Source organism: Flavobacteriales bacterium (genome assembly GCA_021739695.1).
In the GTDB taxonomy this organism is placed as follows: Bacteria; Bacteroidota; Bacteroidia; order UBA10329; family UBA10329; genus UBA10329.
In genome coordinates, this window is record JAIPBM010000003.1 from 204,995 (window position 1) to 228,438 (window position 23,444).

Consider the following 23,444-nt stretch of genomic DNA (forward strand, 5'->3'; position numbering starts at 1 on the left):
TTCCACGAATTCCCATCAGTCAATCTAACGTTTACGAAAATCTACGTATTTCAGGAGGAGTCCACTGCAATAGTTTTACGCAACTGATCAATTCAAATCTGTTGACATGAAAACAAAGCTGCTTTTCACTCTTCTTTTATCCGTAATCATCATTCCAAGTTTCGCTCAAGATTGGATGAACGTTGGAACGGACGGTATAACCTCCGGTCAAAACGGCAGAGCGCTAATTGAGTTTGATGGAAATCTGGTAATGGGTGGATATTTCAGCGAACTGGAAAACGTTGCCATCGGTAACGTTGGTATCTGGAACGGTTCCAATTGGGCGCAGCTTGGAGATGGAATAAACGGTGATGTGCGCTGTATGGCAATTTTGAATAATGAGCTTTACATAGGTGGAAACATCAACTCAAACCTAGCAGGAAATGTTACCCTTCCAAGTGTTTGCAAACTGGTGAATGGTAATTGGGTTGCTGTGAGTAATGTAAGTGAAGTTGGAATTGCTGACGATATGCTTGTTTGGAACAACGAACTATACGTGGTAAGCAATGACTGGAGCTTACCTCACAAGGTGATGAAATTCAACGGAATCGTTTGGTCGCAGGTAGGTTCTTCTATTGGCGCTTTCAATGACAACCAGCGCCTTGAAGCAATTGAAGTTTATGACGATGAATTGTACTTGGGTGGTCGTTTTGCAGATGTAGGCACTGGAGGTGCCAATCGATTGGCAAAATTCAATGGAACAGATTGGGAATCTGTATCATTTCCTATGTCAGGAGAAATCAGTGGCACAATTGCGGGTTGGGTCAACGACCTTGAAGTGCATGACAACAAGCTTTTCGTTGGTGGACTTCTACTCGACCTGAACTTACCATCTATGTCAAGCGCGCCTCAATTAGCTTCATTTGATGGTACAGACTGGGCAGCCTATTCCTTTGATGCAAACATTGGTGGTTCCATCATTTCGCTTCTCTCTTATGATGGACACCTGTATTGCGGTGGAGATTTTGGAGCGTATGAAGAAGATGTTATTTCTACTGGCGTTGCTATTTGGAATGATGAAGATGCCAATGATTTCATGTCAACTGGCATGTACGCAGATGGTTGGGGTAGCTCGAAAGTTGATTTTTTAGGCGTTTGTGATGGTTCCGTTTATTCTTGCGGAAACTTTGCCGATTTTGGTAGCGCTGGAACGTCTAAAGGAATTGCTCGCTTCAATGGAGTAATTCCTAATCCAGCAACGTCCATCAACGAAGTTGAACAAAAGCTTCAAAAGCTAGAACTTTATCCTAATCCTAGCAGTGATCTCGTCCAATTGAAACTAAACGAAAAATCATACATCAAAGCATTCGATATGCTTGGAAATTTGGTTTTCTCTGCTCAGGCAAACGAGCGGAACGTGATAGATGTAAGCAAATGGAATGCTGGAATTTACTCTATCGTTGCCGAATCTGAGAACAAAGTAATTACTGAGCGACTTGTAATTCAGCGCTAAATCACCCTAACTTATTTTTCCCTTCTGGAAGGACTAGCAAAGGAACGTTGGTGTGATAAGCCATTTCGTGCGTGTGGTTCATTCCGAAAATTGTCTGAATGAAGGTGTGTTCACGGTAAACCATGGCCACCATGTCATTGTCCGACTTCTTATCCATGTAAAACTTCATACCGGTAAGGATGTCCTTTGCCACGATGCGCTTGTAGGTGCAGTCTACTTCTGGCTCAAAAATGTGCATTTCACGCCTTTTCTCCAGCACTTTCTCGTAGGTAGGAAGTCCTGTTCCTAATTCCACGTGAGCCAAACGGACATCGGCTTCAAATTTCATAGCTATCTCCTTCACAATATCAAGTGCATCATCATCTGCAATTTCATGCAGATCAGAACAAAGAAGTATGCTTCGAAGCGGGATGTAATCTGCCTTTTCTGGCACCACCAGCATCGGAATTCCCCGCACTTCCTTCATCAGATTCACTGTATTACTTCCAACAAGCAATTCTCGAAGACCCGAAGAACCCCTGGTTCCGATCACGACCATGTCAATGGTCAATTTTTCCAAACAACCTAATATCTCTTCAATGAATTCACCTTGCAGAACTTGCGTTATAACATCATCAGAAGAAAGGCCGAACTGCTTCGTCATCTTCTTTTTGGTGTCTTTCATGGCCGAAATGGCCGTGGCCACTTTCACGCCTTCCAAAACCTCGCTGCGGTCGTAAGCATGGAAGATATGCAGTTTCGCATTCATCTTCTTCGCAAAGTGTGCGGCATATTCAAGTGCGTTTCTTGAGTTGTGAGAGAAATCGAACGGGACAAGGATATTCTTCATGGTGCAAAAGTGTTCTGAAAGTTAGGCAACTGAACTAACAATCGTCAGGTTGGCACAAATCTCTAATACCATATCTTCGAATCCAAGAAATGCAGAATAAAAAATACATCCGTTTTCAGTGGTTTGCGGTATCGATGGGTGTTGTAATTCTGCTCATCAAGTTCTATGCGTTCCACGCAACAGGTTCAAATGCCATCCTTTCCGATGCCTTGGAAAGCATTATCAACGTGGTGGCGGGCAGCTTTGCTCTTTATAGCCTGATTCTCGCTGCTAAACCGAAAGACCGAGACCATCCATACGGACATGGCAAAATCGAGTTCATCTCTTCAGGAATAGAAGGCACACTTATTCTCTTGGCTGGATTCAGCATTGTAGCCAAATCTGCGCATGATCTATTTCAAGAGCATAATCTGGTGGAATTGGACCTTGGACTTTATTTAGTTTCCGGTGCCGGGCTCATCAATTACGTTTTGGGATGGTACACTGAGTCGTACGGCAAAACGAACCATTCGCCCACAATGGTGGCAAGTGGTAGGCATCTGAAGAGTGATGGTTATACCTCTATCGGATTAATTGTTGGTCTAGGAATAGTGATGCTAACTGGACTGAACTGGGTTGATAGTGTCATTGCTCTCATTTTCGGCTTTTACATTTCTTTCATCGGCTTGAAAGAGATCCGAAAATCGGTTGCTGGAATCATGGATGAAGCCGATTTTGAGCTTTTGGAAGGATTGATCAGTGAAATCGACACTAAAAGAAACGAAAACTGGATAGACATGCACAACTTCCGTGCTCAGAAATTCGGAAAAGGCATTCACATCGATTGCCACTTAACGTTACCCTATTTTTTCACGGTTGAAGAAGCTCATTTGGAGATAGATCGTATCGAACAACTAGTGCGCGAGAATTATCCAGAATCAGTAGAGATGTTCATTCATGCCGACCCATGCATTCCTACTTCGTGCCGCATTTGTACAAAAAATGACTGCATCGTCAGGCAATCCCAATTTGAAGAGCGCATCACTTGGGAGCTGGATACTGTACTTAGAAACAGTAAGCACAAATGAAAAATTGGCGAGAATTGCTTTATGAACGCTGGGATTCAGACAAGTCGCAGCGCATTTCAAGTTTCATTGCCACTAATGAGGCTGTATTTCAAGAAGTTTTCAATTCATTTTACGCTGAAGAAGGCCACATCGCTCACCGTAGTGGATTCATTCTCGGACAAACATTCAAGAAAAAACCATCATTGCTTATTCCGAAGATTGAGATGTTGATAGGGAAAATGCAAGAACCGCCTCACGAATGGTATCGCTGGATGACCATCTGGTATTTGAGTCATTGTAATTTCCCATCGGAACATGACGGATTGGCCGCTACGTATGCTTTCGAAGAATTAGGCAAATCATACGCAAAACCAGCTGTAAAGAATGCAAGCATGCGCCTGTTGGAATTCATTTGCAAGCGAAATCCAGAACTCATTCCTGAATTCAAATTGTATCTAGAGGAAATTATTGAGAACGAACGTCCTACTTTAGTTGCCAAAGCGAAAAAGCAATTGAGCATCTTGAAAAAACACGAGCAATGAGATTGATTTTGAGTGTGGTATTATTGCTGATTTTCGAAGTTGCAAGCGCACAGATAAACTTCTCATTCAATGGTCTGACTGGCGAAGAACCCATGGTTAAAGCGGCCATACTAGACCTCGATTCATTGACAAAAGCAAAGGACATTTCCATTCAATTGGTAATTAAAAATGAAGACGTAACAGCAGTTGGAGAAACTGTAACGAGAGAAGGAATCCATTATGTCCATTACCCCGATCACAGTTATGAATGGTCAGGCACCTATCCCAATTACGAACTGAAAGCAAGGTCTGTTCAAGGATTGACATTCGGCATTTATGGGTTGCTTGATGAAGTGCTTGGCTTTCGTTTCATTCATCCTAAGAATACAATCTTACCAGATGAAGTAAAATGGCCTAAAGAGTTGAAATATAGCTCTTCACCCCGATTTACAAAAAAAGGTTTTCATCTGCACACACAACATCCGTTGGAGCTGACCGAGCAGTTACATAATCCTGATTTTCCGAATGCTTGGCCAGAGGTGAAAGAGTACATCGATTGGCTGGTACGCAACCGACAGAACTATTGGGAATGGTGCCTGCTCCGAACTGTTGATATGGAAAAGTGGCAGCCACATGCCAAGCGAATGGTAGATTATTCGCACGAACGCGGCTTGATGATCGGTGTGGATGTTTCGCTGCACATGATACAGCAACGAACCTTTCAACTTTACAAAAACTGGCCGAAAAGTTGGCGAAGCAAAGAGGAACAATTGCTTCGCAGTTTAGACGATCTCTACTACGCCAAATGGGATTTTCTGAATGTAGAGTTTGCCACCGCAGAGTTCGTAGGCGGCAAGGAAAAACTCAAAAGTCGACTGAAGAAAACGCTGATTGAAACCGCCCGTAACAAGTACCATAGTAACATTATGGGCCGCAAACATGTGGTTAGCGAAGAAAACATGGTTGGCGAGCAGGCTGATGTGTTCAACGCTAACGATAGCATTGACCTTTTCCGTGGAGTTGGGATCCACACCGTGATGATGTACAGCTTGGAAGATAGCGTGGCACCGGTCTATGAGAACAAGAATTTCCACCACATCCACAAGGATATGCTGCTCGAAAGCAAGGTGCGCGAAGTCTGGTTTTACCCTGAAAGTGCCTATTGGGTAACCTACGATAATTCGGTTCCGATGCTGCTTCTGCCCTATCTCAGTGGACGATTGAGCGATATTCTGCTGTGCGAAAAGGAAGGGATTCCTAATCACCTCACCTTCAGCAGCGGTTGGGAACTGGGGTATTGGGCGGTTGATTGGAGCATTGCCCGTTGGAGCTGGAAGAGTTCCTTCAATGGCGAAGAACACATTCCAGAGCCAATGGAATGGGTTTCCGCCTTGGGTTATTCACCTGAAGTAAACGCCAACCTGAACCAGCATCTTGAATTGCAACAAGAGTATCTTTTAAACAAGAATCTGTTGCGTTTTATGTGCGCACAAACAGTAACGGATGAGTTCTCACTCTTCAGAAAGCAGTTTCAACCACGTCCGGATTACACATTTAAATGGCTGGCGAGGAAAAGTGATGAAGAGACAAGAGATAAGGTAAAAAGCGTAGGGTTAACTCAACTTCAAGAGTACTATTCCAGGTCGGAAGCATTGAACACGCAACTGGCTGCGCTGATTGATACGCTCCGCCCCTCGCCTATTTCAGAGTATTTCTCGGCTCTGGTAATCACTTCCTTGCGCGCCAAACACCGAGCTACAACGGTAAACGCCATCCTGGCTCATCGCGAAAAGCGAAAAGAAGACAAGGAACATTGGTTGGAAAAAGGCAGAGAGATTCGATTACAAGGAGTTGGTCTGGTACACAAACTGGAGTTGAACTATAAATACAACGCTGAATACCTGTACAGTGAACGTTTCAGTCATACTTCGTACCCACATGGCTATCTGTATGCTCCGCACACGCTTCACTTCTGGAAACGAGAAGAAGAGCAGGCACGCAGAAATCGATGGGGCTACAATTTCATGAGCATTTGGAAAGTGGGAAGGATAATTGGGTTATGATTTTTCGGTTTAGTCCTTGAAGTAGGACAGAGAAGACTCACTTTGAATTCGAAATAATGGAACTCCAAATCAATCTATTTATATTAACCTAGTTACACAAATTGACAATAACCGAATAAGCATTAACGCTTTCTTAAAACCCTGCAAAGGCCGCCTAAGACTATTTTATATCTTGGCGGCCTTTCTGTTTGAATGGGACCAAACTCATACTTAATTACTGTGTATGTCATTTTTTGATAATCTCTCTCTTGAAGCTCAGCGTGTAATGACCGAATACGAGGTCACCGAACTGATGATCTACGGAGGGCCTGTATTTATTGCACTTATTGTGGTGGAGATCATCTTCAGTCTCAAATACAACCCCGAACTGTACCAGTGGAAGGATCTGGCCACCAGTGGCACCATGGGTGTTGGCGCTGCTTTCTTGGCTGGCGCGGCCAAAGCATTCTCTTTGATCGTGTTTGCCGTTGTTTACATTCTATTCAATCCAGAAGGAGAAGATGGCGTGCGACACAACATCATGGGCGGTTGGGCTGCATTTGGTTTGGGCACATGGTATATCTGGCTCATTTGCCAAGTGCTGGATGATTTCAGCTACTATATGGTTCATCGTGCCAATCATGAAGTGCGCTTTTTGTGGGCTGCCCATATTGTGCATCATTCATCCGACCATTTCAACTTGGGAACTGCGGTGAGAAACGGTTGGGTCACGCTCTTCTACAAACCTTTCTTCTATATGTGGATATGTGCCCTTGGCTTCCACCCTATCATGTTGATGACCTGCCTCAGCATTGAAGCATTTTGGCAATACCAATTACATGTGCAATGGATGCCGCGTTTGGGTTTCTTGGAAAAGATATTCAACCTTCACAAGCACCACGAAGTACATCATTCATCCGATATTGAATACTTGGACAAGAACCATGGCGGTTACCTGATCATCTTCGATAAAATGTTCGGCACTTTCAAGGATAAGGACGATAGCAAGACCATCAAATACGGTGTGTTGCATCCACCAAAATCACACAATCCAGTAGAAGTGCTTTCGCACGAATACGTCCATATTTGGCAAGATGTAATGAAAGCCAAGACTTGGAAAGGTCGTTTCATGTACATTTTCGGCCCTCCCGGATGGACCGAAGATGGTACCGGAAAAACCACCAAGATGATGCAACGCGAATTGGCTGAACTTCAAAAAAAGGCTGCCTGAAAAATTGAATTCAAGCTTCATCACTATTTGAGTTCAATAATTCAATTATTCGCTAATTTTATGGCCGAATTCAACATACATTCCCGTTTAGCGGAGAAGAATTAGTAAAGGTGATGACAGCAAGCAACAAGACATATTCCGTAAAACCAATTTGGTTTACCGATGGTCAGGCTTTGTGTGTCAACGAGTCAAATTCTCTAGTTGTTAAATACGCAGCATCTTACTTTCCTGAAGCCCGTCCCTGCATTCTGAGGCGACTGAGGGTCTGAGTCGACTTGCTTTGATGGCCTCTTTTATGGCCGCAGGTCTAATCTCATATTCAATCAGTAGAAAGTAATTAGCTTTTAGTATTCATGCAGTTTACCGTATTGGTGGCCACCAGTGGTCACAGATCATATTCAACCATCATCTGTCAGATGATGGAAGACGCAGCCAAACTCCGAGGCACAGGCATTGCCAAACGCGAACCATCGTATATCGAAACGAAGATGGACGAAGGCAAAGCAGTGATTGCCTTTGATGGTGACCTTGTGGTCGGTTTCTGCTACATCGAAACCTGGGAAGGCAAGAAATACGTGGCCAACTCAGGTCTTATCGTGCATCCTGAATACCGAAAGACAGGATTGGCACGTGCCATCAAAAAAGCAGTGTTCGATCTATCGAAAGAGAAGTATCCGAACTCACTGCTTTTCGGCATCACCACCAGTCTTCCTGTAATGAAGATCAACTCCGATCTTGGTTACAAACCTGTCACTTTCTCTGAACTCACACAGGATGATGCCTTTTGGAAAGGCTGCCAAAGCTGCGTGAACCACGATGTGCTTCAACGTACCAATCGGACCATGTGTCTTTGTACAGGCATGATGTGCGACCTAAGCAAGGTTCCTGCAAAATCTGACCTTAAAGCCGACCAAAAAGCATGGGATAGCTTCAAAGGATTTATGAAACAACGCGGCCAACGCATTCAACGAAAACTCGATATTTTCCCTTTTCTAAAACCAGCCCTGAAATCTATTCCAGATGAAAAACAATAAAGTGCTTTTGGCCTTCAGTGGAGGGCTCGACACTTCATACTGCGCCAAATACTTGGCCATCGACCTAGGTCTTGAAGTGCATTCTGCCATTGTGAACACAGGCGGTTTCTCTTCAGAGGAATTGGAAGCGATTGCCCAAAAGGCAAGCAATCTGGGAGTTGTTTCCCATACCACATTAGAAGAAACGGATGCTTACTACCAGAACATTATCCGCTTTTTGATCTACGGAAATGTGCTGAAAAACAACACCTATCCCCTTTCGGTAAGTGCCGAGCGCATCTATCAGGCCATTGCCTTGGCAGAATATGCCAAGAAGATCGGAGCTACCCGAATTGCACACGGAAGTACAGGTGCCGGCAACGACCAGGTTCGTTTCGACCTTGTATTCCAATTGCTCGTCCCTGAAATTGAGATCATCACGCCTGTTCGCGACCAACGACTGTCGCGCATGCAAGAGATTGAATACTTGGCCAAGCATGGCCTCGACCTCGAATGGAAGAAAGCGCAGTATTCCATCAACAAAGGCCTTTGGGGAACAAGCGTTGGAGGTGCGGAAACGCTTACCTCACACCAATCGCTGCCCGATTCGGCTTTTCCAAGCCCGCTGAAGGAATCGACTCCATCCACCGTCACGCTGCATTTTGAGAAAGGCGAACTGGTAGGATTGAACGATGAGATGATGACTCCAGTAAAAGCCATTCAGTCCTTGGAGAAACTGGCTTCTGCCTATGCCATTGGCCGCGACATTCACGTGGGCGATACCATCATCGGCATCAAAGGCCGCGTGGGTTTTGAAGCTGCAGCCGCATCCATCATCATCAAGGCACATCATACCTTGGAAAAACACACGCTTTCCAAGTGGCAAGCCCACTGGAAACAACAATTGGGTGATTGGTACGGCATGTTCATTCACGAAGCGCAGTATTTCGAACCTGTGATGCGCAACATCGAAACCTTCTTGGAAGACACGCAATCGACCGTTAGCGGTAAAGTGTTTGTGGAATTGCTTCCCTACCGTTTCGTAGTGCAGGGCATCGAATCACCATTCGACCTGATGAAATCAGGTTTTGGCGAATATGGAGAAATGAACAACCGTTGGTCAGGCGATGATGTGAAGGGATTTACCAGAATGTTGGCCAATCCGATGCTAATTCATCGTCATGTGGCGCTCAAAAACAAGCAAGAATCATGATAAACGTGGGCATAGTGGGCGGTGCCGGCTATGTGGCAGGCGAACTGCTGCGTTGTCTGGCCCAGCATCCTTCCGTGAACGTTGATTTCGTTTACAGTCAATCGCAGCCCAACGAGGCCATCGGTAGTGTGCATCAAGACCTCTTTGCCTCAGATCTTCGATTTACAGATAAACTCAATCCTAAGGTTGATTTGGTATTCCTCTGTTTGGGACACGGAAAATCGAAGGCCTTTTTGGAGCAGCATCAATTCAGTGCGGAGACGAAGATCATCGATATGAGCAACGATTTCCGATTGAAAGCCGATGCGCATTTCAGGGGAATGAACTTCGTTTACGGCTTGGTGGAATTGAACCGAGAACAAATTACACAAGCGAACTACGTGGCCAATCCGGGTTGTTTTGCCACGGCCATTCAGTTGGCGTTGCTACCGTTGGCTGCCAATGGTTTGCTGCGCGATGACGTGCATGTGCATGCCATTACTGGAAGCACAGGCGCTGGGCAATCGCTATCAGACACCACGCATTTCAGCTGGCGCAACAACAACATTTCCATCTACAAGGCTTTTGATCATCAGCATTTGGGCGAGATCGGAGAAACGGTGAACGGCCTACAGGCTGATTTCAACGAATCCATCAACTTTCTTCCCGTACGTGGCGATTTTACCCGTGGCATTTTTGCCAGCATGTACACCGCTTGCGAGCTTTCGAAGCAGGAACTGCTAGCGCTGTATCGAGATCATTATCGCGATGCCCGTTTCACGAAAGTAAGCTCCACTCCTATTCACCTCAAGCAAGTGGTGAACACGAACTTCGGCCTTTTGCAGGTGCAACACTTGAATGGTAAAGTGCTCGTCACTTCCATCATCGATAATCTATTGAAAGGTGCTGCCGGACAGGCCATTCAGAACATGAACCTCATGTTCGGACTGGACGAAAGCACCGGACTGAACTTCAAAGCCAGCTATTTTTAGACAGTCGCCATGAACCTGTTTGACGTTTATCCTTTATTCGATATCACACCCGTTCGGGCGGAAGGCGTGTACGTGTTTACGGAAGACAATACGCGTTACCTCGATCTTTATGGAGGTCACGCGGTCATTTCTATCGGGCACAGCCATCCGCAGTATGTGAGGGCTTTGACCGAACAATTGCAGCGCATTGGCTTCTATTCCAATTCGGTGCATGTGCCTATTCAGCAACAGTTGGCAACGCAGCTTGGCGAAATGAGCGGCTACGCGGATTACGACCTATTCCTGATCAATAGCGGTGCCGAGGCCAACGAGAACGCCATCAAACTCGCTTCTTTCCGAACAGGAAGACGCAAGGTGATTGCCTTCAAAGACAGCTTTCACGGAAGAACAGCTGCGGCAGTGAACGTGACCGACAACAGCAAACTTTCCGCCCCTGTCAACGATGCCAATTTCCCTGTGCAATTCATAGCACTGAACGATATCCAAAGCGTTGAAGATGCTTTGAAAACAAAGGATGTCTGTGCCGTCATTATTGAAGGCATTCAAGGCGTTGGAGGTTTGAACAGTCCAACGGTGGAGTTTTTGAAACAATTAGCTTCGCTTTGCAAGCAATACGGCACCATGCTGATCCTGGATGAGATCCAAAGCGGTTATGGTCGAACAGGAACTTTCTTTGCACATCAAGCCGCTGGAATCCGTCCTGATCTGATCACCATCGCCAAAGGAATGGGCAACGGTTTTCCCGTGGGAGGTGTGCTCATTAGTCCTGAATTTGAAGCCAAACATGGCATGTTGGGAACCACTTTCGGTGGCAACCACTTGGCCTGTGCTGCAGCGCTTGCCGTGTTGGAGGTAATGAAAGCGGAAGAACTGATGGCCAATGCTCAAACTGTGGGACAACAGCTGAAAGATGCACTGATGGAAATCCCGCAGATCACGACCATTAAAGGCCGCGGATTGATGCTTGGCATCAGTTTCGAAGGATCTGCAAAACCCATTCGCGACAAGCTGCTTTACGAACACCATATTTTCACAGGCGCTTCATCAGACCCAAGTCAGATACGCATCCTCCCTCCGCTTTCCATCACGTGGAACGAGGTCGCTCCTTTCATCAGCGCGCTTAAAACCATTCTGCAATGAAACAATTCATCGGTGTAAATGACGTGGACGACCTGAATGGCCTGGTGGCGCTGGCGCGTAAACTCAAGCACCAACCATACGAACACAAACACTTCGGACAGAACCGCACCTTGGGTTTGGTCTTCTTCAATCCAAGTCTTCGTACGCGTTTGAGCACACAGAAAGCGGCCATGAATTTGGGCATGCACGTCATGGTGATGAACCTGAACAACGATGGTTGGTCCATTGAATTGGAAGATGGCACGCGCATGGATGCTGGCACTCAGGAACACATCAAGGAAGCAGCAGGCGTCATTTCGCAGTACTGCGACATCATCGGGCTGCGCACTTTTCCTTCGCTCAAAGACAAGGAACAAGATTACAGCGACCGCGTGATCCAAAAGTTCATTCAGCACGCCACTGTTCCCATCGTTTCATTGGAAAGCGCCATTCGCCATCCTTTGCAGTCCTTGGCCGACCTCATTACCATCGAGGAACAAAAGACCAAAGCACGGCCCAAAGTGGTGTTGAGTTGGGCGCCACACCCGCGCTCCTTGCCGCAAGCCGTTCCCAATTCCTTTGCCGAATGGATGCGTGAAGCAGATGTGGATTTCTGCATCGCCAACCCAGAAGGATTTGATCTTGCTCCCGAATTCACGAAAGGAATCACGGTGTACCACGATCAGGATGAGGCCTTGAAAAATGCCGATTTCGTGTATGCCAAAAACTGGTCGTCTTACACAGATTATGGCCGAATTGGCGAAGGTTGGGACGATTGGATGATCACACCCCAAAAGATGGCGCTTACCGAGAAAGGCAAATTCATGCACTGTTTGCCCGTTCGTAGAAACGTGGTGGTGAGCGATGACGTGATCGATTCATCAGCTTCGTTGGTGTTGGAACAGGCCAACAATCGAACCTATGCCGCACAGGCGGTGCTTCTTCGCATGCTGCAAAATGGATAAGCTGCAGGTTATAAAGATCGGTGGCAATGTCATCGACAATGCTTCAGAACTGGAAACGGTGCTGTACAGCGTGGCTTCCATAAAAGGCCCGAAAATCCTGGTGCATGGTGGCGGAAAACTGGCTTCAGAACTAAGCCGAAGCATGGGCATTGAGCCACAAATGGTGGATGGCCGCAGGATCACTTCCAAGCAAGATCTGGAGATTGTGACCATGGTCTATGCCGGATTGATCAACAAGAACATTACCGCTCAATTGCAAGCCTTTGCCTGCAATGCAGTCGGGCTTTCTGGTGCTGATGGGAACGCCATCGCCTCCGTAAAACGTCCTGTGAATCCGATAAACTTCGGATTGGTGGGAGATGTGAAAGCCGTCAATACTTCCTTTATCAAGGTTTTACTTGATGCCGGGATCACCCCTGTTTTCTGTGCCATCACGCACGATGAAACAGGTCAATTGCTGAATACCAATGCCGATACCATTGCTTCAGAGCTGGCTGCATCTATGAGTAGCTATTATACAAGTGAATTGATCTATTGCTTTGAAAAACAAGGCGTTCTATTAAATCCAGAAGACGAAGATTCGGTCATTCCTATTTTGGATGAAGCGCAGTATCTCCAATTGAAAAGTGACAAGGCCATCCATTCGGGCATGCTTCCCAAATTGGATAATTGTTTTGCGGCTTTGGCCAAAGGCGTTTCGCGGGTCATTATTGGAAACAGCAGTTTCATTGAAGACAGAAGCTTGCCGCACACCACCATCATCCCGAAGCAAGCATGAGCGAACTGACACTTCATGGCGAAGCCATTCAGCTTCTGAAGCAGCTTATTGCCACGCCTTCCTTTTCGGGAGAGGAAAACGGAACCGCTGATCTTATTCAAGACTGGTTGAAAGACCATGGCGTTGAAACCGAGCGTTTGGGAAACAATGTTTGGGCGCTGAATGCGCATTTCGATGTGGCAAAACCGACCATCCTGCTCAATTCGCACCACGATACCGTGAAACCGAATAAGGCCTACACCCGCGACCCGTTTCTTGCACAGGAAGAAGCGGGCACACTCTACGGTTTGGGAAGTAATGATGCAGGCGGATGTTTGGTTTCGTTGCTTGCCACCTTCCTTCATTTTTACGAACGAAAGGAACTGAAATACAACCTGCTCATTGCCGCATCAGCCGAAGAAGAAAACTCAGGTGCCAATGGCATCAGTTCTTTGCTTCCACTGTTACCACCCATTGCATGTGGCGTGGTGGGCGAACCTACTTCCATGAACATGGCCGTAGCTGAAAAGGGCCTGATGGTGATCGATGGCACTGCTTCTGGCACAGCAGGCCACGCAGCGCACGAAAATGCCGACAATGCCCTCTATAATGCCTTGGATGACATCAACCTGATACGCCACTTCGCGTTCCCTAAGGTTTCCGAAAGCTCAGGAAAAGTAAAGGCAACGGTGACGCAAATAGAGGCTGGACAACAGCATAATGTGGTGCCTGCCGCCTGCAAGTTTGTGGTGGATGTGCGCGTCAATGAGCATTACACCAATCAAGAGGTGTTTGAGATATTGAACAGCTTGACCAAAAGCGAATTGAAAGCGCGCTCCTTCCGACTCAACTCCTCCTCCATTGCCAACGATCATCCGCTGGTGAAAGCCGGCTTGGCGCTCGGTAGAAAAACCTACGGTTCTCCTACCCTTTCCGACCAGGCATTGATGGCTTTTCCTACGGTGAAAATGGGTCCGGGAGAATCCACGCGTTCGCATCAGGCAGATGAGTTTGTGCTGCTGAGCGAGATTGAAGAAGGAATCAGCCTCCACATCCAGTTACTGGAGAAGCTTTTATGAATTGATAAAAATGACAGTCCGTTATCTTATCACCAAAATCTCAAATAGCTTCACCCTGTGCGCTTCAGGCCTATCGAGGTATTGAATTCACATGAAATAGCCACAGATGCACAGATTTTCACGGATTTTTCACAGAGTAATATGAATCAGTGTTTCATCTGTGCCAATCAGTGCATCTATGGCAGAAAATATGTTTAAGTTGTGTAAAAATTAAACACGATTGCTCTGCATCTACAGCCAGTGTGACAGGATTGCAGACTATCAATTGATAAAAAAGAGAAACGATGAAATTGTGGGATAAAGGATATACGGTAGATAATGTGGTGGACCGGTTTACGGTGGGCAACGACCGCGTGCTCGACCTGAAACTGGCCAAGCATGATGTGGCTGGAAATAAGGCCCATGCCCAAATGCTCGCTTCCATCGGTATCCTGACAAGCGAAGAGTTGAAATCCATTTTGGACGGATTGAACACCATCGAGCAGAGCATTACTGATGGCTCCTTTACCATTGAAGATACGTTTGAGGACGTACACAGCAAGATTGAATTCGAATTGGTGCGCTTGATAGGCGAAGCTGGAAAGAAGATCCATACGGCCCGTTCGCGCAACGACCAAGTGTTGGTCGATCTGCATCTCTATGCCAAGGAAGAGATTGAAGTGATGCTCGCATTGACGCAACAGTTGTTCGATACCTTGATGAAACTGGCAGAACAGCATCAATCTATTCTGATGCCGGGCTACACGCACATGCAAGTTGCCATGCCATCTTCCTTCGGACTGTGGTTCAGTGCCTATGCCGAAGCCTTGATCGATGATGTGCACATGCTACAGGCAGCAGCACGCATTGCCGATCAGAATCCATTGGGTTCGGCTGCTGGTTATGGTTCTTCGTTTCCAATTAACCGAACCATGACCACCGAACTCTTGGGATTCGGCACCATGAAATACAACGTGGTTGCCGCACAAATGAGTCGCGGTAAACTGGAACGCACCGTTGCCATGGCCATGGCTTCTGTATCTGGTACGCTTGCCAAGCTTTCTGCGGATATCTGCCTCTACATGAGTCAGAACTTCGGATTTGTGAGTTTCCCGAAGGAATTGACCACAGGTTCGAGCATCATGCCGCACAAGCAGAACCCCGATGTGTTTGAGCTGCTACGTGCCAAAAGCAACCGTTTGCAGGCCTTGCCTACCGAGATCATCCTCATTACCAATAACCTGACAAGCGGCTATCACCGTGATTTCCAATTACTGAAAGAAGGGTTGATGTCTGGCATCGATACCCTCAAGGACAATCTGGAAGTATGCGATTTCATGCTGCAGCACATTCAGGTCAATCCTGATCTGCTGGACAACGCCATTTACGACCACATGTACAGCGTGGAGGAAGTAAACGCGCTTGTATTGGGTGGCATGAGCTTCCGCGATGCGTATCGTCAGCTTGGTATCGACATCATGGAAGGACGTTACACACCCAAGAAGCAGGTGCATCATACGCACGAAGGCAGCATCGGGAATCTGTGTTTGGGAGAGATCCGTAGCAAGATGGAAAAGGCGATGACGCGTTGAGCTTTCTAAAAGCCTAACTACTTTTTCTGATTCCCCCAAAGTTTGCCACTTGAGATTTGCACAGAGCTTAGTAGAGTCTCAGAGATACACAGAGATGTTCCGACTTGCCGTGTGCTTACAGAAGCAAACCTTGGTCTGGGTGAACTTACGGAGCAGCTTGAATTCCCTTCGAAGAAAAAGCTCTCTGTGCATCTCCCATTCTCATTCTTTCTCTGTGAAACGTATAACTGGTAAACTTTAGGGGAATCAATATACTTTTTCCTACCTTGTTGCTTGTTAGGTCATGGGGAAAATCAGCTGGCTTCTATTCTTGGTATGTTTCGGACTGTCTTCAAAGGCGCAAGACCCGGCATTCACGCAGTATTTCAGTAGTCCCGTCTACCTCAATCCTGCCTTTGCTGGTTTTGATGGTTGTTCGAGAATAAGCACGGCTTACCGTAATCAGTGGCCAGCCATCAGTGGCAATTACCAAACCGCAAATGCATGGTACGACCGCATGATCGGAAAAACGCATGGCGTGGCTGTCAACTATCAATTTGACCTTGCTGGAGAGACCATCCAGACCCATTCCCTTTCCTTCGTCTACGCACCGGCCATTCGTCTTTTCAAGAATAGATTGGTCATTAGTCCTGCGCTGCAATTGGGCTGGCAGCACAAATATGTCGACTTCAGCCAACTGACCTTCGGTGATATGATCGATCCGCGTTATGGTCATATTAACTATTTAACTCAACCAATAGATGGCGAAAGCAGTTCGGATGTATTCGATATGAGTGCAGGATTACTCATCTTCCATTCCAATTTCACCTATGGGGCAGCGTTCCATCACCTTACACAACCCAACGAAGGCCTTAATGGCATCTCTAAACTCCCCATCAAATACACGGCTCACATATCGTATGTTGGCGTCATCAACGATCATTACAAGATCTCGCCAGCATTCATCTTCATGGACCAACAGGATTTCAGTCAGTTGCAATCTACCCTGACCGTTTACCTCTATGGCGCGCGCATTGGTGCTGGGTTCAGAAGCAGTTTCAATAACCCGGATGCCGTGCTTTTCATGCTCGGATACCAAGGACACGGTTTCCGCGTGGGCTACAGCTACGATTATACCGTCTCAGGACTCGCAAACAGCACGGGCGGAAGCCACGAAGCCACCTTGGCCTACGTTTTCAACTGCATCAACAAGGCAGCGCACAGGAAAGGAACTGAATTGATCGGTTTTTAGAGCTGTTAGATATTAGCTGTTAGATATTAGCTGTTAGCTTTTAGTATTCAGGAAGCTTGAGATTACTCCGTTCAATGTCAACCATCCAAAGAACACAAGAATAGAAGAACGGAAGAACTGAAGAACAGAATAACAGAAGAACGGAAGAACAGAGGAATTGAAAAAGTGCTAATCGCTAACTCCTAATACCTAACTCCTCATACGTCCAACCTCAAGATCAACTCAAGATCATCGAAATGGTGGCCGAGAACGGGCCGCTTTTATCCGCATCCGTAGTATTGATCCAACGGGCATAGATCTCGAGCGTATGTCCCAGTTTATTAGTTGGAAACTGCTTACGCAGCTGTGCCCGTGTGCTTATCATGTTCTCAAACCCGGCATCTACCAGGTCCTTGGCGCTCAATTCCTCTCCTGCCACCTTCAGCTCCTTCATCGGAACTATAGGATTCACCAGTCGAAAGAACACTTCCACCCCATTGCTGTCTGGATGACAGGCCGAACGTTTATCAGAAGCACTCAATTTGAACACCATACGCACCAGTCCTCTACCCAAGGGCAGCAATTCTGGAATTGGCGAAGTTTCAATTTCCGGACGTGTGCCCCGTGTGCTTGCCGCCCGAGGATTAAGTCCCATTCCTACACGCGTTCCTAGTGGAATGGCCGGATTGTTTACCACATAGCTCTGCACAAAACCACGCAAAAACCTAACGTAATCCTTGCGATAGGCCTTGTAATTGACAACCTGCACGGTGGTCCGGTTTCCTTTGGTCTTTACGCTATCGTAAATGGCCACAAAATTGTCGCTCCACGTAAGCAGGGTGGCCGCCTCTGTTGCCGGAATATTCCACGGGGCAATATTTGCCTGTATGGCTGCATTCAGGTTGAACTGAAAGGTGTTGAAATTTTCGAGTGGTCCGGGTATGTAATCTTTTGATTTTGACATGATCGTTGTTTTTAATGATTGTTTTTCCTGATTCCCCCAAAGTTTGCCACTTGAGATTTGCACAGAGCTTATTAGAGCCTCAGAGAAACACAGAGATGTTCCGCTTGCCGTGTGCTTACAGAAGCAAACCTTGGTCTGGTTGAACTTGCAGAACAGCTTGAATTCCCTTCTAAGAAAAAGCGCTCTGTGCATCTCCCATTCTCAGTCTTTCTCTGTGAAACATTTAACTGGTAAACTTTAGGGGATTCAATTTTCTTTTATTGTGAATGGATATATGTGGTAGCTCCCTCTTTATGCCCGTTGCCAGAAGTAATAGCATGGTCTAAGTTGACCCCATGGCTTCAGAATAAGGAGGCAAGGCTTGCAGTAGAACCTTCTGCAGCAGCGTTCGAATGTCCGTTTAGCACCGTAGTACATGCTGCTTTGGCAGTCGTACCTTCTGCAAAAACGGTAGTACCTTCTACTGTAACGGTAGTACCTTCTGCTGTGGCTGTCGTACCTTCTGCCATAACGCTCGAACCATTGGTGCCAACCGTAGAACGTACAACTGTAGCTGTCGGATGATCTTTATTCTTCGCCATCACTTCCATCAGGTGGAAAGAGAGCTGTTAGTGTCAAAGAACTGAAACAAAGCTCTGCAAAGAATTTCAGCTGTAAAATACCACAACTTCATTACTATCAATCTATTAGCACTTCTTAACTACTAAACATTTAGTACTTAACAGATAGTAGTATCTATTTTAAGCAGAATGCATAACTTCGAACTGCTGAAGCATCACATTGTATTGTTCAACCAAGGACATGGAACATGAAAACTCAGAATTTCCTCATCGGTGATATCGAATTCACCCCCACCGAAACCCGCATCCTCATCCTCAATTGCTATTGCACCAAGTGCGAACAGATAGCCGATTACCTAGGTTGCAGCGTAAATACCGTTTACGCACACCTCAGAGCCATCCGTACAAAGACCAAGCTCTTCGACTGCCGCGAAATAGAGCGCTTTTCGTTGGCCTATGAGCTGCGCAACAAAGGCATGGTGGGCGATGTGGACCTCTTTGAGACCTATGGCGATCTGCTGCCCTGGAACCAGAATGGCCCTGGAAGTTGAACGCTGAACTGTGAGGAGAGAGGTTTGAGGTTTGAGGAGAGAGCGGTTAATCCAACAAGGATAAAGTAGTTGTTAGTGTGTTGGAAATGATGGGAGGAGTTTGTAGTATTGGGGATATAAAAAGAACGGAGCCTACAGTAAGAATTACCTATAGCACCCCTAGTTGGAGGGCTATGAAAAGAAATCGTGCTTGGGCAAAGGCGGATATGATAAATTGCAGTAGTGGAATTTATCATAGCCAATAGTTGTAGCACATTTTGAAAAGCACCTTGAGACACCTCATTTTAACCTTTACGTTTTGTGCTTTTACATTCTTTTCATTTGGACAAGTGACAGTCAAGTTCGAAATTGATTGCGACTCAGTACTGCCAGTTGACAGAGAAGTTCATGTTCCGAATAAAAACGAACAGTTTATGGCCTCTATCGACTTGGACTTTCCGCGAAATTGGAAAAATCAAGACACCATAAGATTTACACCATTTACCATCGACAATCTTCAACATGGAATGACCTGCGTTGATGTTGCTCCACCTACTGACAAGTACAAAATCGGATGGGTAAATTTCACATCCTTGAATTACTGGGAACACGGAGAATACGGGGTAAATTTTGACAGCTCGTATTATGCAGAGGTTCGATTAGTCAATGGTATATTGACACTAAGGGACAAATTTTGGTATGCAGATGGAAAAGGTAAGAAATACAAGTACAAAGTAGTCTGGACTGGTAGAAATTGCTGTAGTTGGATTAGACTAAATCCTACGAAGAAGAAGCGTTATCCAAGACAAATACCGAAACGTCAAGCGAAGAAAATTACGACCGTGAAGAATTATTAAAAAACGTGCTACAACAACCACTAAACCTAATGCGTGCGACCGTACGTCAGTCAGTCTCAGCTTCGTTCTGCGCTGTCTGTGCATGGCGACAGGACGGCAGTTTCTAACGCATTATCTTTAGCGGAAACCGTTGTGGTTAATTTTTGTGCCGTCTGAAAACGCGACTGTAAATTGAAAGTTTGGTAGTCCCTAAGCTGAAACAAACGGACATTGAGCACTTCGATTTCAGCCGAAAATCGAAGGAACTAAGGCTCTATTTTCATGGGCTTAGAAACGTTGACATAAATCAGAATCAAAAAGAATGTTTAATCCATTCAAAAAGAAAAATTCAGAACAGATTGAAAAAAAACCATTTGATATTCCATCAAATTGGGAACATCATTACATCTATGGTTTTATAAGTGGAAATCCTTATCAAACTATAAGCGATTTAAATGCAGTTGTGACTATTTTTAAAAATACGGTCGGAAAGAAAGGGTTTATAGGAATTGATTCAATTTTTCATCCATATAATTTGGTTAATCCTAAAGGAGTAACAGCTTGGGATTTAGCTTGGTTTAGTGTTTATACTCCAGATAATGGAAAGTTCATCGGAGAAATAGCGGAAAACAAAACTGCAACCGTTGTCAACGCAGAGGCTCTGAATTTAAAAGACAATTATAGGGTTTGGCCAAATAATGACCTTGACCCTGAAATAAATGAACAATATTCTAAATATGTTCCCTTTGTGCTTCCTTATTTGATTTATAAAAACAATGACGAACCACATTGGTCGGAAATGATAAAGTCAGAATTAGAACTTCAAGGACAAGCTCATACCTATATTGAAAATTTCAATTCAGTTTTCTCGAAATGTATTAACGGACACGTAATGACATTAGGATTTGGAGAATTTGATAGAGAAAACCTAGACGAATTAATAGAGAACTTTACAAGTTTTTACGAAAAGAAAATAAAAAACTAACCACAACACCAGCTATGTCAAATAGGGTCTCATCAGTTACGCAGGGTTCGGGTTAATTGTTGAAGCCGTCTGAAAGTGCGGCTCTAAATTGAAAGTGAAGTGATGTCTAAACTTAACCGAATATGGGACTAAACATTCAAGGAGTAGCAACCAGCCACAAAGGAGCTGGTCTTTCGGAAATTGCCGAAATCATCAGTATCGAGGTTTCGAAAAAATTGTCTGACTGCACATTTGAAGAGGCACTTTCAAACGGTGTAGCAGCTAATGACATTTACTTCATACAGACTAACAAAGGGGCAATGATAATAGCCGGAGAAGACTTTCCAGTTATGGAAATTCCAATGAAGGCGTTATCAGAAAATGACGGGAAAACTGTAAAGTTCATGTATGGCGAAACTTCAATGGTATTTTACTTTGAATACCATGAGAATGGAGCCATTTTACGAAGGAAAATTGTTGTTGAAGGCGAAACAAGCCACGAAGCAGGTAAGGCCTTAGATATAGAGCATTCAGGAATTGAAGTGGATGAGGTAATTACCCAACTCATGCTTCGAGTATCAGGTGATGATATTAACACGATAGAATTGGATCATCCAATTGATAGACACAGGTACATTGGAAGAAAAGAGACAAGCAAACCTTCTAATCAAAGCAATCAAACGGCACCAAACTCTGGTGGAAGTATTGATGAAAAAGAACAGGCGACACAAACACCAAACATCAAGACAGGATTTTTGGTTAGAGCATTGAAAATAGGATTGGGCTTGCTGCTTTTATTCGTTGGTCTAATACTCTGTATTAGCGTACTATTCACATCAAAAACGACCTTATTTGGAAGCATTTTCAACCTTATGAATGGGCCTGAAAACGACTTTGGTGGATACGAATATGGGTATAATGCTGCAATATTTGTAGTTGGATGCTTGTTTTTGTCGCTAGCTTATTTTCTTTTCAAAAAAGGAGTTAAACTGATTAAGGGAAAATGAGTGAAGCCCTATTTTTCACTGTCGTAAAGCATTGGCAAGTATTTTACATGATGCATGAATGGTTCTGCTGCATTGACTTTTTTTTGAATAAATATTTGAAATCTCTCTGATGGCCTCATGTTTAGAATTCAGTTTTTAGTGTCTCATTTCGCTTTAGAACCTAATCCAACATCCATTACCTTGACCAAGAAATCTTCTACATTTCATCTATGGAATTAGGTCATCTGATTGAACAGACTGTTCGGCAAAAGTACTTGGAGCCCAAGAAGTTGGCGTTGATAGAAAAACTGGTTGACTTTATCCTACACAAAGCACCAACTATGCTATCCGATCATCAAAACCTTGTTGTAATCAATTTTGAATACGACTCGCAGCATTATTTTTCATTTACGGGTTATCCAGACCCTTCCATTGTCGATCAGTATCACTGGCTTGACCAATTTACAATTGACGTTAGTGAGGAAAACGACAATGAAACCTTAGACAGAATTCTTGACGAAATCAACGTATTCGAAAACGATGACTGGATACTTGAGCATCGTGAAACAGGAATCACATTCGAGCATTACAACCTCTTTTCTCGTTTAGTGGAGGAATTCTTTGCAGACTGCTGGAAACGAGCCAAAATCAATTCAATCAGCTCTTACAGGTGTTTTCTCTTTATACATGATTTGTACGATGGTATTGACTGTGATACAGGACTGCCAGCAAGTGACGGGGATGTTCAAGATATTCTAAGAAAAGAAGGGACAACCTTTACAGAGTATCCTCGACCTGATCCATGGAGCTTTTCAAGCCTAGACCACAAACTCAAGGACTTTTGGTCAAATAGGAAAGCTGTTTATTCAAACCTTCATAAGATGTCGAATGGAGTGCTTCAAGGAACTTGCACCATTGAAATAGAAAATGGGAAACATTTCGTGTTAGGAGATAATTGCGGTGGACCTGGAACTTGGTCTGGAGACACTTTTCAGAAGCCCGACAACTTATTTTTTCTGCCTGTCTGGAGAAAGAGTATCTGGGGTAAGTCGTATCAAGAAATCGCTTCCTTTAATGTTGGTGAACAGAAAATCACCTTTTTCAAAAGGCGATTTGAACTTGTTGAAATTCATCATCTTTATCAAGGAAGTCTCGAGGGGTTTCAATGGAAAAATGGAGAAAAGGAGAGGTTTTGGATGAAACTGGAATCTGAACCAATAAGACGGACATTGGAACTTTCTTAAAGCAAGTTATACACGCTCACTATGTCCAAGTAATCACTTACGACAACACCTATTCAAAAACTTAGTCTTCAAACATTCGTCACCTACAAAGAAAGTTACTGTCAGACATAAGAGCAGAAGACAATGTGGAGTTTAAAGCTTGAATAGTCGACAAAGAAAAATTAACCCCAACAAAGAACTGAGGTAAAAACCAAGACTTACTAAAAGTTTATTTTCTATCATTTTTCTTCTTTTCAGGGTGTAGGATTCTATGACCATTAGCGGTCAATTTCAATTCTGAATACGGAATGCAGCGTTTTAA

At 44.9% G+C, this 23,444-nt stretch carries 21 protein-coding genes; 18 read left to right on the forward strand and 3 right to left on the reverse strand.

Annotated features, from left to right (window positions below; genetic code table 11):
• The first annotated feature begins 106 nt into the window (after positions 1 to 106).
• On the forward strand, positions 107 to 1,492 hold the full coding sequence (locus K9J17_03155) for a T9SS type A sorting domain-containing protein (protein MCF8275709.1): 1,386 nt from the start codon (positions 107 to 109) through the stop codon (positions 1,490 to 1,492).
• A 1-nt stretch (position 1,493) separates the two neighbouring features.
• On the opposite strand, the gene K9J17_03160 is transcribed toward K9J17_03155, so the two are convergent.
• Positions 1,494 to 2,321: a universal stress protein gene (locus tag K9J17_03160; protein MCF8275710.1), complete on the reverse strand. Its 828-nt coding sequence runs from the start codon at positions 2,319 to 2,321 to the stop codon at positions 1,494 to 1,496.
• An 89-nt stretch (positions 2,322 to 2,410) separates the two neighbouring features.
• Between K9J17_03160 and K9J17_03165 the strand changes: the two genes are divergently transcribed.
• From K9J17_03165 to K9J17_03225, 13 genes are all read left to right on the forward strand, one after another.
• Complete coding sequence (locus tag K9J17_03165; GenBank protein ID MCF8275711.1) at positions 2,411 to 3,388, forward strand: cation diffusion facilitator family transporter; 978 nt, start codon at positions 2,411 to 2,413, stop codon at positions 3,386 to 3,388.
• Positions 3,385 to 3,909 carry a hypothetical protein gene (locus K9J17_03170; protein MCF8275712.1) on the forward strand — a complete coding sequence of 175 codons (525 nt, stop codon included), beginning with the start codon at positions 3,385 to 3,387 and terminating at the stop codon, positions 3,907 to 3,909. The genes K9J17_03165 and K9J17_03170 overlap by 4 nt, the downstream gene beginning before the upstream one ends.
• Complete coding sequence (locus K9J17_03175; protein MCF8275713.1) at positions 3,906 to 5,951, forward strand: hypothetical protein; 2,046 nt, start codon at positions 3,906 to 3,908, stop codon at positions 5,949 to 5,951. The genes K9J17_03170 and K9J17_03175 overlap by 4 nt, the downstream gene beginning before the upstream one ends.
• Positions 5,952 to 6,216: 265 nt before the next feature.
• A complete protein-coding gene (locus K9J17_03180; protein ID MCF8275714.1) occupies positions 6,217 to 7,161 on the forward strand; it encodes a sterol desaturase family protein in 945 nt (314 codons plus the stop codon).
• A gap of 353 nt (positions 7,162 to 7,514) precedes the next feature.
• Positions 7,515 to 8,195 carry a GNAT family N-acetyltransferase gene (locus K9J17_03185; protein ID MCF8275715.1) on the forward strand — a complete coding sequence of 227 codons (681 nt, stop codon included), beginning with the start codon at positions 7,515 to 7,517 and terminating at the stop codon, positions 8,193 to 8,195.
• A complete protein-coding gene (locus K9J17_03190) occupies positions 8,182 to 9,387 on the forward strand; it encodes an argininosuccinate synthase (protein ID MCF8275716.1) in 1,206 nt (401 codons plus the stop codon). Before K9J17_03185 ends, K9J17_03190 begins: the two co-directional genes overlap by 14 nt.
• Positions 9,384 to 10,358, forward strand: a complete 975-nt coding sequence (gene argC, locus K9J17_03195) for an N-acetyl-gamma-glutamyl-phosphate reductase (GenBank protein MCF8275717.1) — start codon at positions 9,384 to 9,386, stop codon at positions 10,356 to 10,358. The genes K9J17_03190 and argC overlap by 4 nt, the downstream gene beginning before the upstream one ends.
• Positions 10,359 to 10,367: 9 nt before the next feature.
• Positions 10,368 to 11,498 (forward strand): aminotransferase class III-fold pyridoxal phosphate-dependent enzyme, encoded by a 1,131-nt coding sequence (locus K9J17_03200; GenBank protein MCF8275718.1) that lies wholly within the window; start codon positions 10,368 to 10,370, stop codon positions 11,496 to 11,498.
• On the forward strand, positions 11,495 to 12,442 hold the full coding sequence (locus K9J17_03205; protein MCF8275719.1) for an N-acetylornithine carbamoyltransferase: 948 nt from the start codon (positions 11,495 to 11,497) through the stop codon (positions 12,440 to 12,442). Before K9J17_03200 ends, K9J17_03205 begins: the two co-directional genes overlap by 4 nt.
• Complete coding sequence (argB, locus tag K9J17_03210; protein ID MCF8275720.1) at positions 12,435 to 13,220, forward strand: acetylglutamate kinase; 786 nt, start codon at positions 12,435 to 12,437, stop codon at positions 13,218 to 13,220. The genes K9J17_03205 and argB overlap by 8 nt, the downstream gene beginning before the upstream one ends.
• Entirely contained in the window at positions 13,217 to 14,278 is a 1,062-nt protein-coding gene (locus K9J17_03215; GenBank protein ID MCF8275721.1) for a M20 family metallo-hydrolase, read from the forward strand. Before argB ends, K9J17_03215 begins: the two co-directional genes overlap by 4 nt.
• 284 nt (positions 14,279 to 14,562) lie before the next feature.
• Complete coding sequence (gene argH / locus K9J17_03220) at positions 14,563 to 15,849, forward strand: argininosuccinate lyase (protein MCF8275722.1); 1,287 nt, start codon at positions 14,563 to 14,565, stop codon at positions 15,847 to 15,849.
• A 283-nt stretch (positions 15,850 to 16,132) separates the two neighbouring features.
• Positions 16,133 to 17,080: a PorP/SprF family type IX secretion system membrane protein gene (locus K9J17_03225; protein MCF8275723.1), complete on the forward strand. Its 948-nt coding sequence runs from the start codon at positions 16,133 to 16,135 to the stop codon at positions 17,078 to 17,080.
• A 217-nt stretch (positions 17,081 to 17,297) separates the two neighbouring features.
• On the opposite strand, the gene K9J17_03230 is transcribed toward K9J17_03225, so the two are convergent.
• On the reverse strand, positions 17,298 to 18,023 hold the full coding sequence (locus K9J17_03230; protein ID MCF8275724.1) for a hypothetical protein: 726 nt from the start codon (positions 18,021 to 18,023) through the stop codon (positions 17,298 to 17,300).
• Positions 18,024 to 18,364: 341 nt separating this feature from the next.
• A complete protein-coding gene (locus K9J17_03235; protein MCF8275725.1) occupies positions 18,365 to 18,604 on the reverse strand; it encodes a hypothetical protein in 240 nt (79 codons plus the stop codon).
• 227 nt (positions 18,605 to 18,831) lie between these two features.
• Here K9J17_03235 and K9J17_03240 point away from each other — a divergent pair, with 227 nt between their 5' ends.
• The 4 genes from K9J17_03240 to K9J17_03255 all read left to right on the forward strand — a co-directional run bounded on the left by K9J17_03240 (position 18,832) and on the right by K9J17_03255 (position 23,143).
• Positions 18,832 to 19,134 (forward strand): hypothetical protein, encoded by a 303-nt coding sequence (locus K9J17_03240; protein ID MCF8275726.1) that lies wholly within the window; start codon positions 18,832 to 18,834, stop codon positions 19,132 to 19,134.
• Between the two features lie 1,137 nt (positions 19,135 to 20,271).
• Positions 20,272 to 20,934, forward strand: a complete 663-nt coding sequence (locus tag K9J17_03245) for a hypothetical protein (protein MCF8275727.1) — start codon at positions 20,272 to 20,274, stop codon at positions 20,932 to 20,934.
• Between the two features lie 122 nt (positions 20,935 to 21,056).
• Positions 21,057 to 21,920, forward strand: coding sequence for a hypothetical protein (locus K9J17_03250; protein ID MCF8275728.1), 864 nt, complete (start codon positions 21,057 to 21,059; stop codon positions 21,918 to 21,920).
• A gap of 209 nt (positions 21,921 to 22,129) precedes the next feature.
• A complete protein-coding gene (locus K9J17_03255) occupies positions 22,130 to 23,143 on the forward strand; it encodes a hypothetical protein (protein ID MCF8275729.1) in 1,014 nt (337 codons plus the stop codon).
• Positions 23,144 to 23,444 lie beyond the last annotated feature (301 nt).

Excerpts from the sequence above, each read along its gene's own strand:
- K9J17_03240 (MCF8275726.1), top strand. The coding sequence starts at position 18,832 with ATGAAAACTCAGAATTTCCTCATCGGTGATATCGAATTCACCCCCACC.
- K9J17_03180 (MCF8275714.1), top strand. The coding sequence starts at position 6,217 with ATGACCGAATACGAGGTCACCGAACTGATGATCTACGGAGGGCCTGTA.
- K9J17_03200 (MCF8275718.1), top strand. The coding sequence starts at position 10,368 with ATGAACCTGTTTGACGTTTATCCTTTATTCGATATCACACCCGTTCGG.
- K9J17_03225 (MCF8275723.1), top strand. The coding sequence starts at position 16,133 with ATGGGGAAAATCAGCTGGCTTCTATTCTTGGTATGTTTCGGACTGTCT.
- K9J17_03160 (MCF8275710.1), bottom strand. The coding sequence starts at position 2,321 with ATGAAGAATATCCTTGTCCCGTTCGATTTCTCTCACAACTCAAGAAAC.
- K9J17_03230 (MCF8275724.1), bottom strand. The coding sequence starts at position 18,023 with ATGTCAAAATCAAAAGATTACATACCCGGACCACTCGAAAATTTCAAC.
- argB (MCF8275720.1), top strand. The coding sequence starts at position 12,435 with ATGGATAAGCTGCAGGTTATAAAGATCGGTGGCAATGTCATCGACAAT.
- K9J17_03235 (MCF8275725.1), bottom strand. The coding sequence starts at position 18,604 with ATGGCGAAGAATAAAGATCATCCGACAGCTACAGTTGTACGTTCTACG.
- K9J17_03190 (MCF8275716.1), top strand. The coding sequence starts at position 8,182 with ATGAAAAACAATAAAGTGCTTTTGGCCTTCAGTGGAGGGCTCGACACT.
- K9J17_03215 (MCF8275721.1), top strand. The coding sequence starts at position 13,217 with ATGAGCGAACTGACACTTCATGGCGAAGCCATTCAGCTTCTGAAGCAG.
- K9J17_03205 (MCF8275719.1), top strand. The coding sequence starts at position 11,495 with ATGAAACAATTCATCGGTGTAAATGACGTGGACGACCTGAATGGCCTG.
- K9J17_03255 (MCF8275729.1), top strand. The coding sequence starts at position 22,130 with ATGGAATTAGGTCATCTGATTGAACAGACTGTTCGGCAAAAGTACTTG.
- K9J17_03175 (MCF8275713.1), top strand. The coding sequence starts at position 3,906 with ATGAGATTGATTTTGAGTGTGGTATTATTGCTGATTTTCGAAGTTGCA.
- K9J17_03245 (MCF8275727.1), top strand. The coding sequence starts at position 20,272 with ATGTTTAATCCATTCAAAAAGAAAAATTCAGAACAGATTGAAAAAAAA.
- K9J17_03185 (MCF8275715.1), top strand. The coding sequence starts at position 7,515 with ATGCAGTTTACCGTATTGGTGGCCACCAGTGGTCACAGATCATATTCA.
- K9J17_03165 (MCF8275711.1), top strand. The coding sequence starts at position 2,411 with ATGCAGAATAAAAAATACATCCGTTTTCAGTGGTTTGCGGTATCGATG.
- argH (MCF8275722.1), top strand. The coding sequence starts at position 14,563 with ATGAAATTGTGGGATAAAGGATATACGGTAGATAATGTGGTGGACCGG.
- K9J17_03155 (MCF8275709.1), top strand. The coding sequence starts at position 107 with ATGAAAACAAAGCTGCTTTTCACTCTTCTTTTATCCGTAATCATCATT.
- K9J17_03170 (MCF8275712.1), top strand. The coding sequence starts at position 3,385 with ATGAAAAATTGGCGAGAATTGCTTTATGAACGCTGGGATTCAGACAAG.
- K9J17_03250 (MCF8275728.1), top strand. The coding sequence starts at position 21,057 with ATGGGACTAAACATTCAAGGAGTAGCAACCAGCCACAAAGGAGCTGGT.
- argC (MCF8275717.1), top strand. The coding sequence starts at position 9,384 with ATGATAAACGTGGGCATAGTGGGCGGTGCCGGCTATGTGGCAGGCGAA.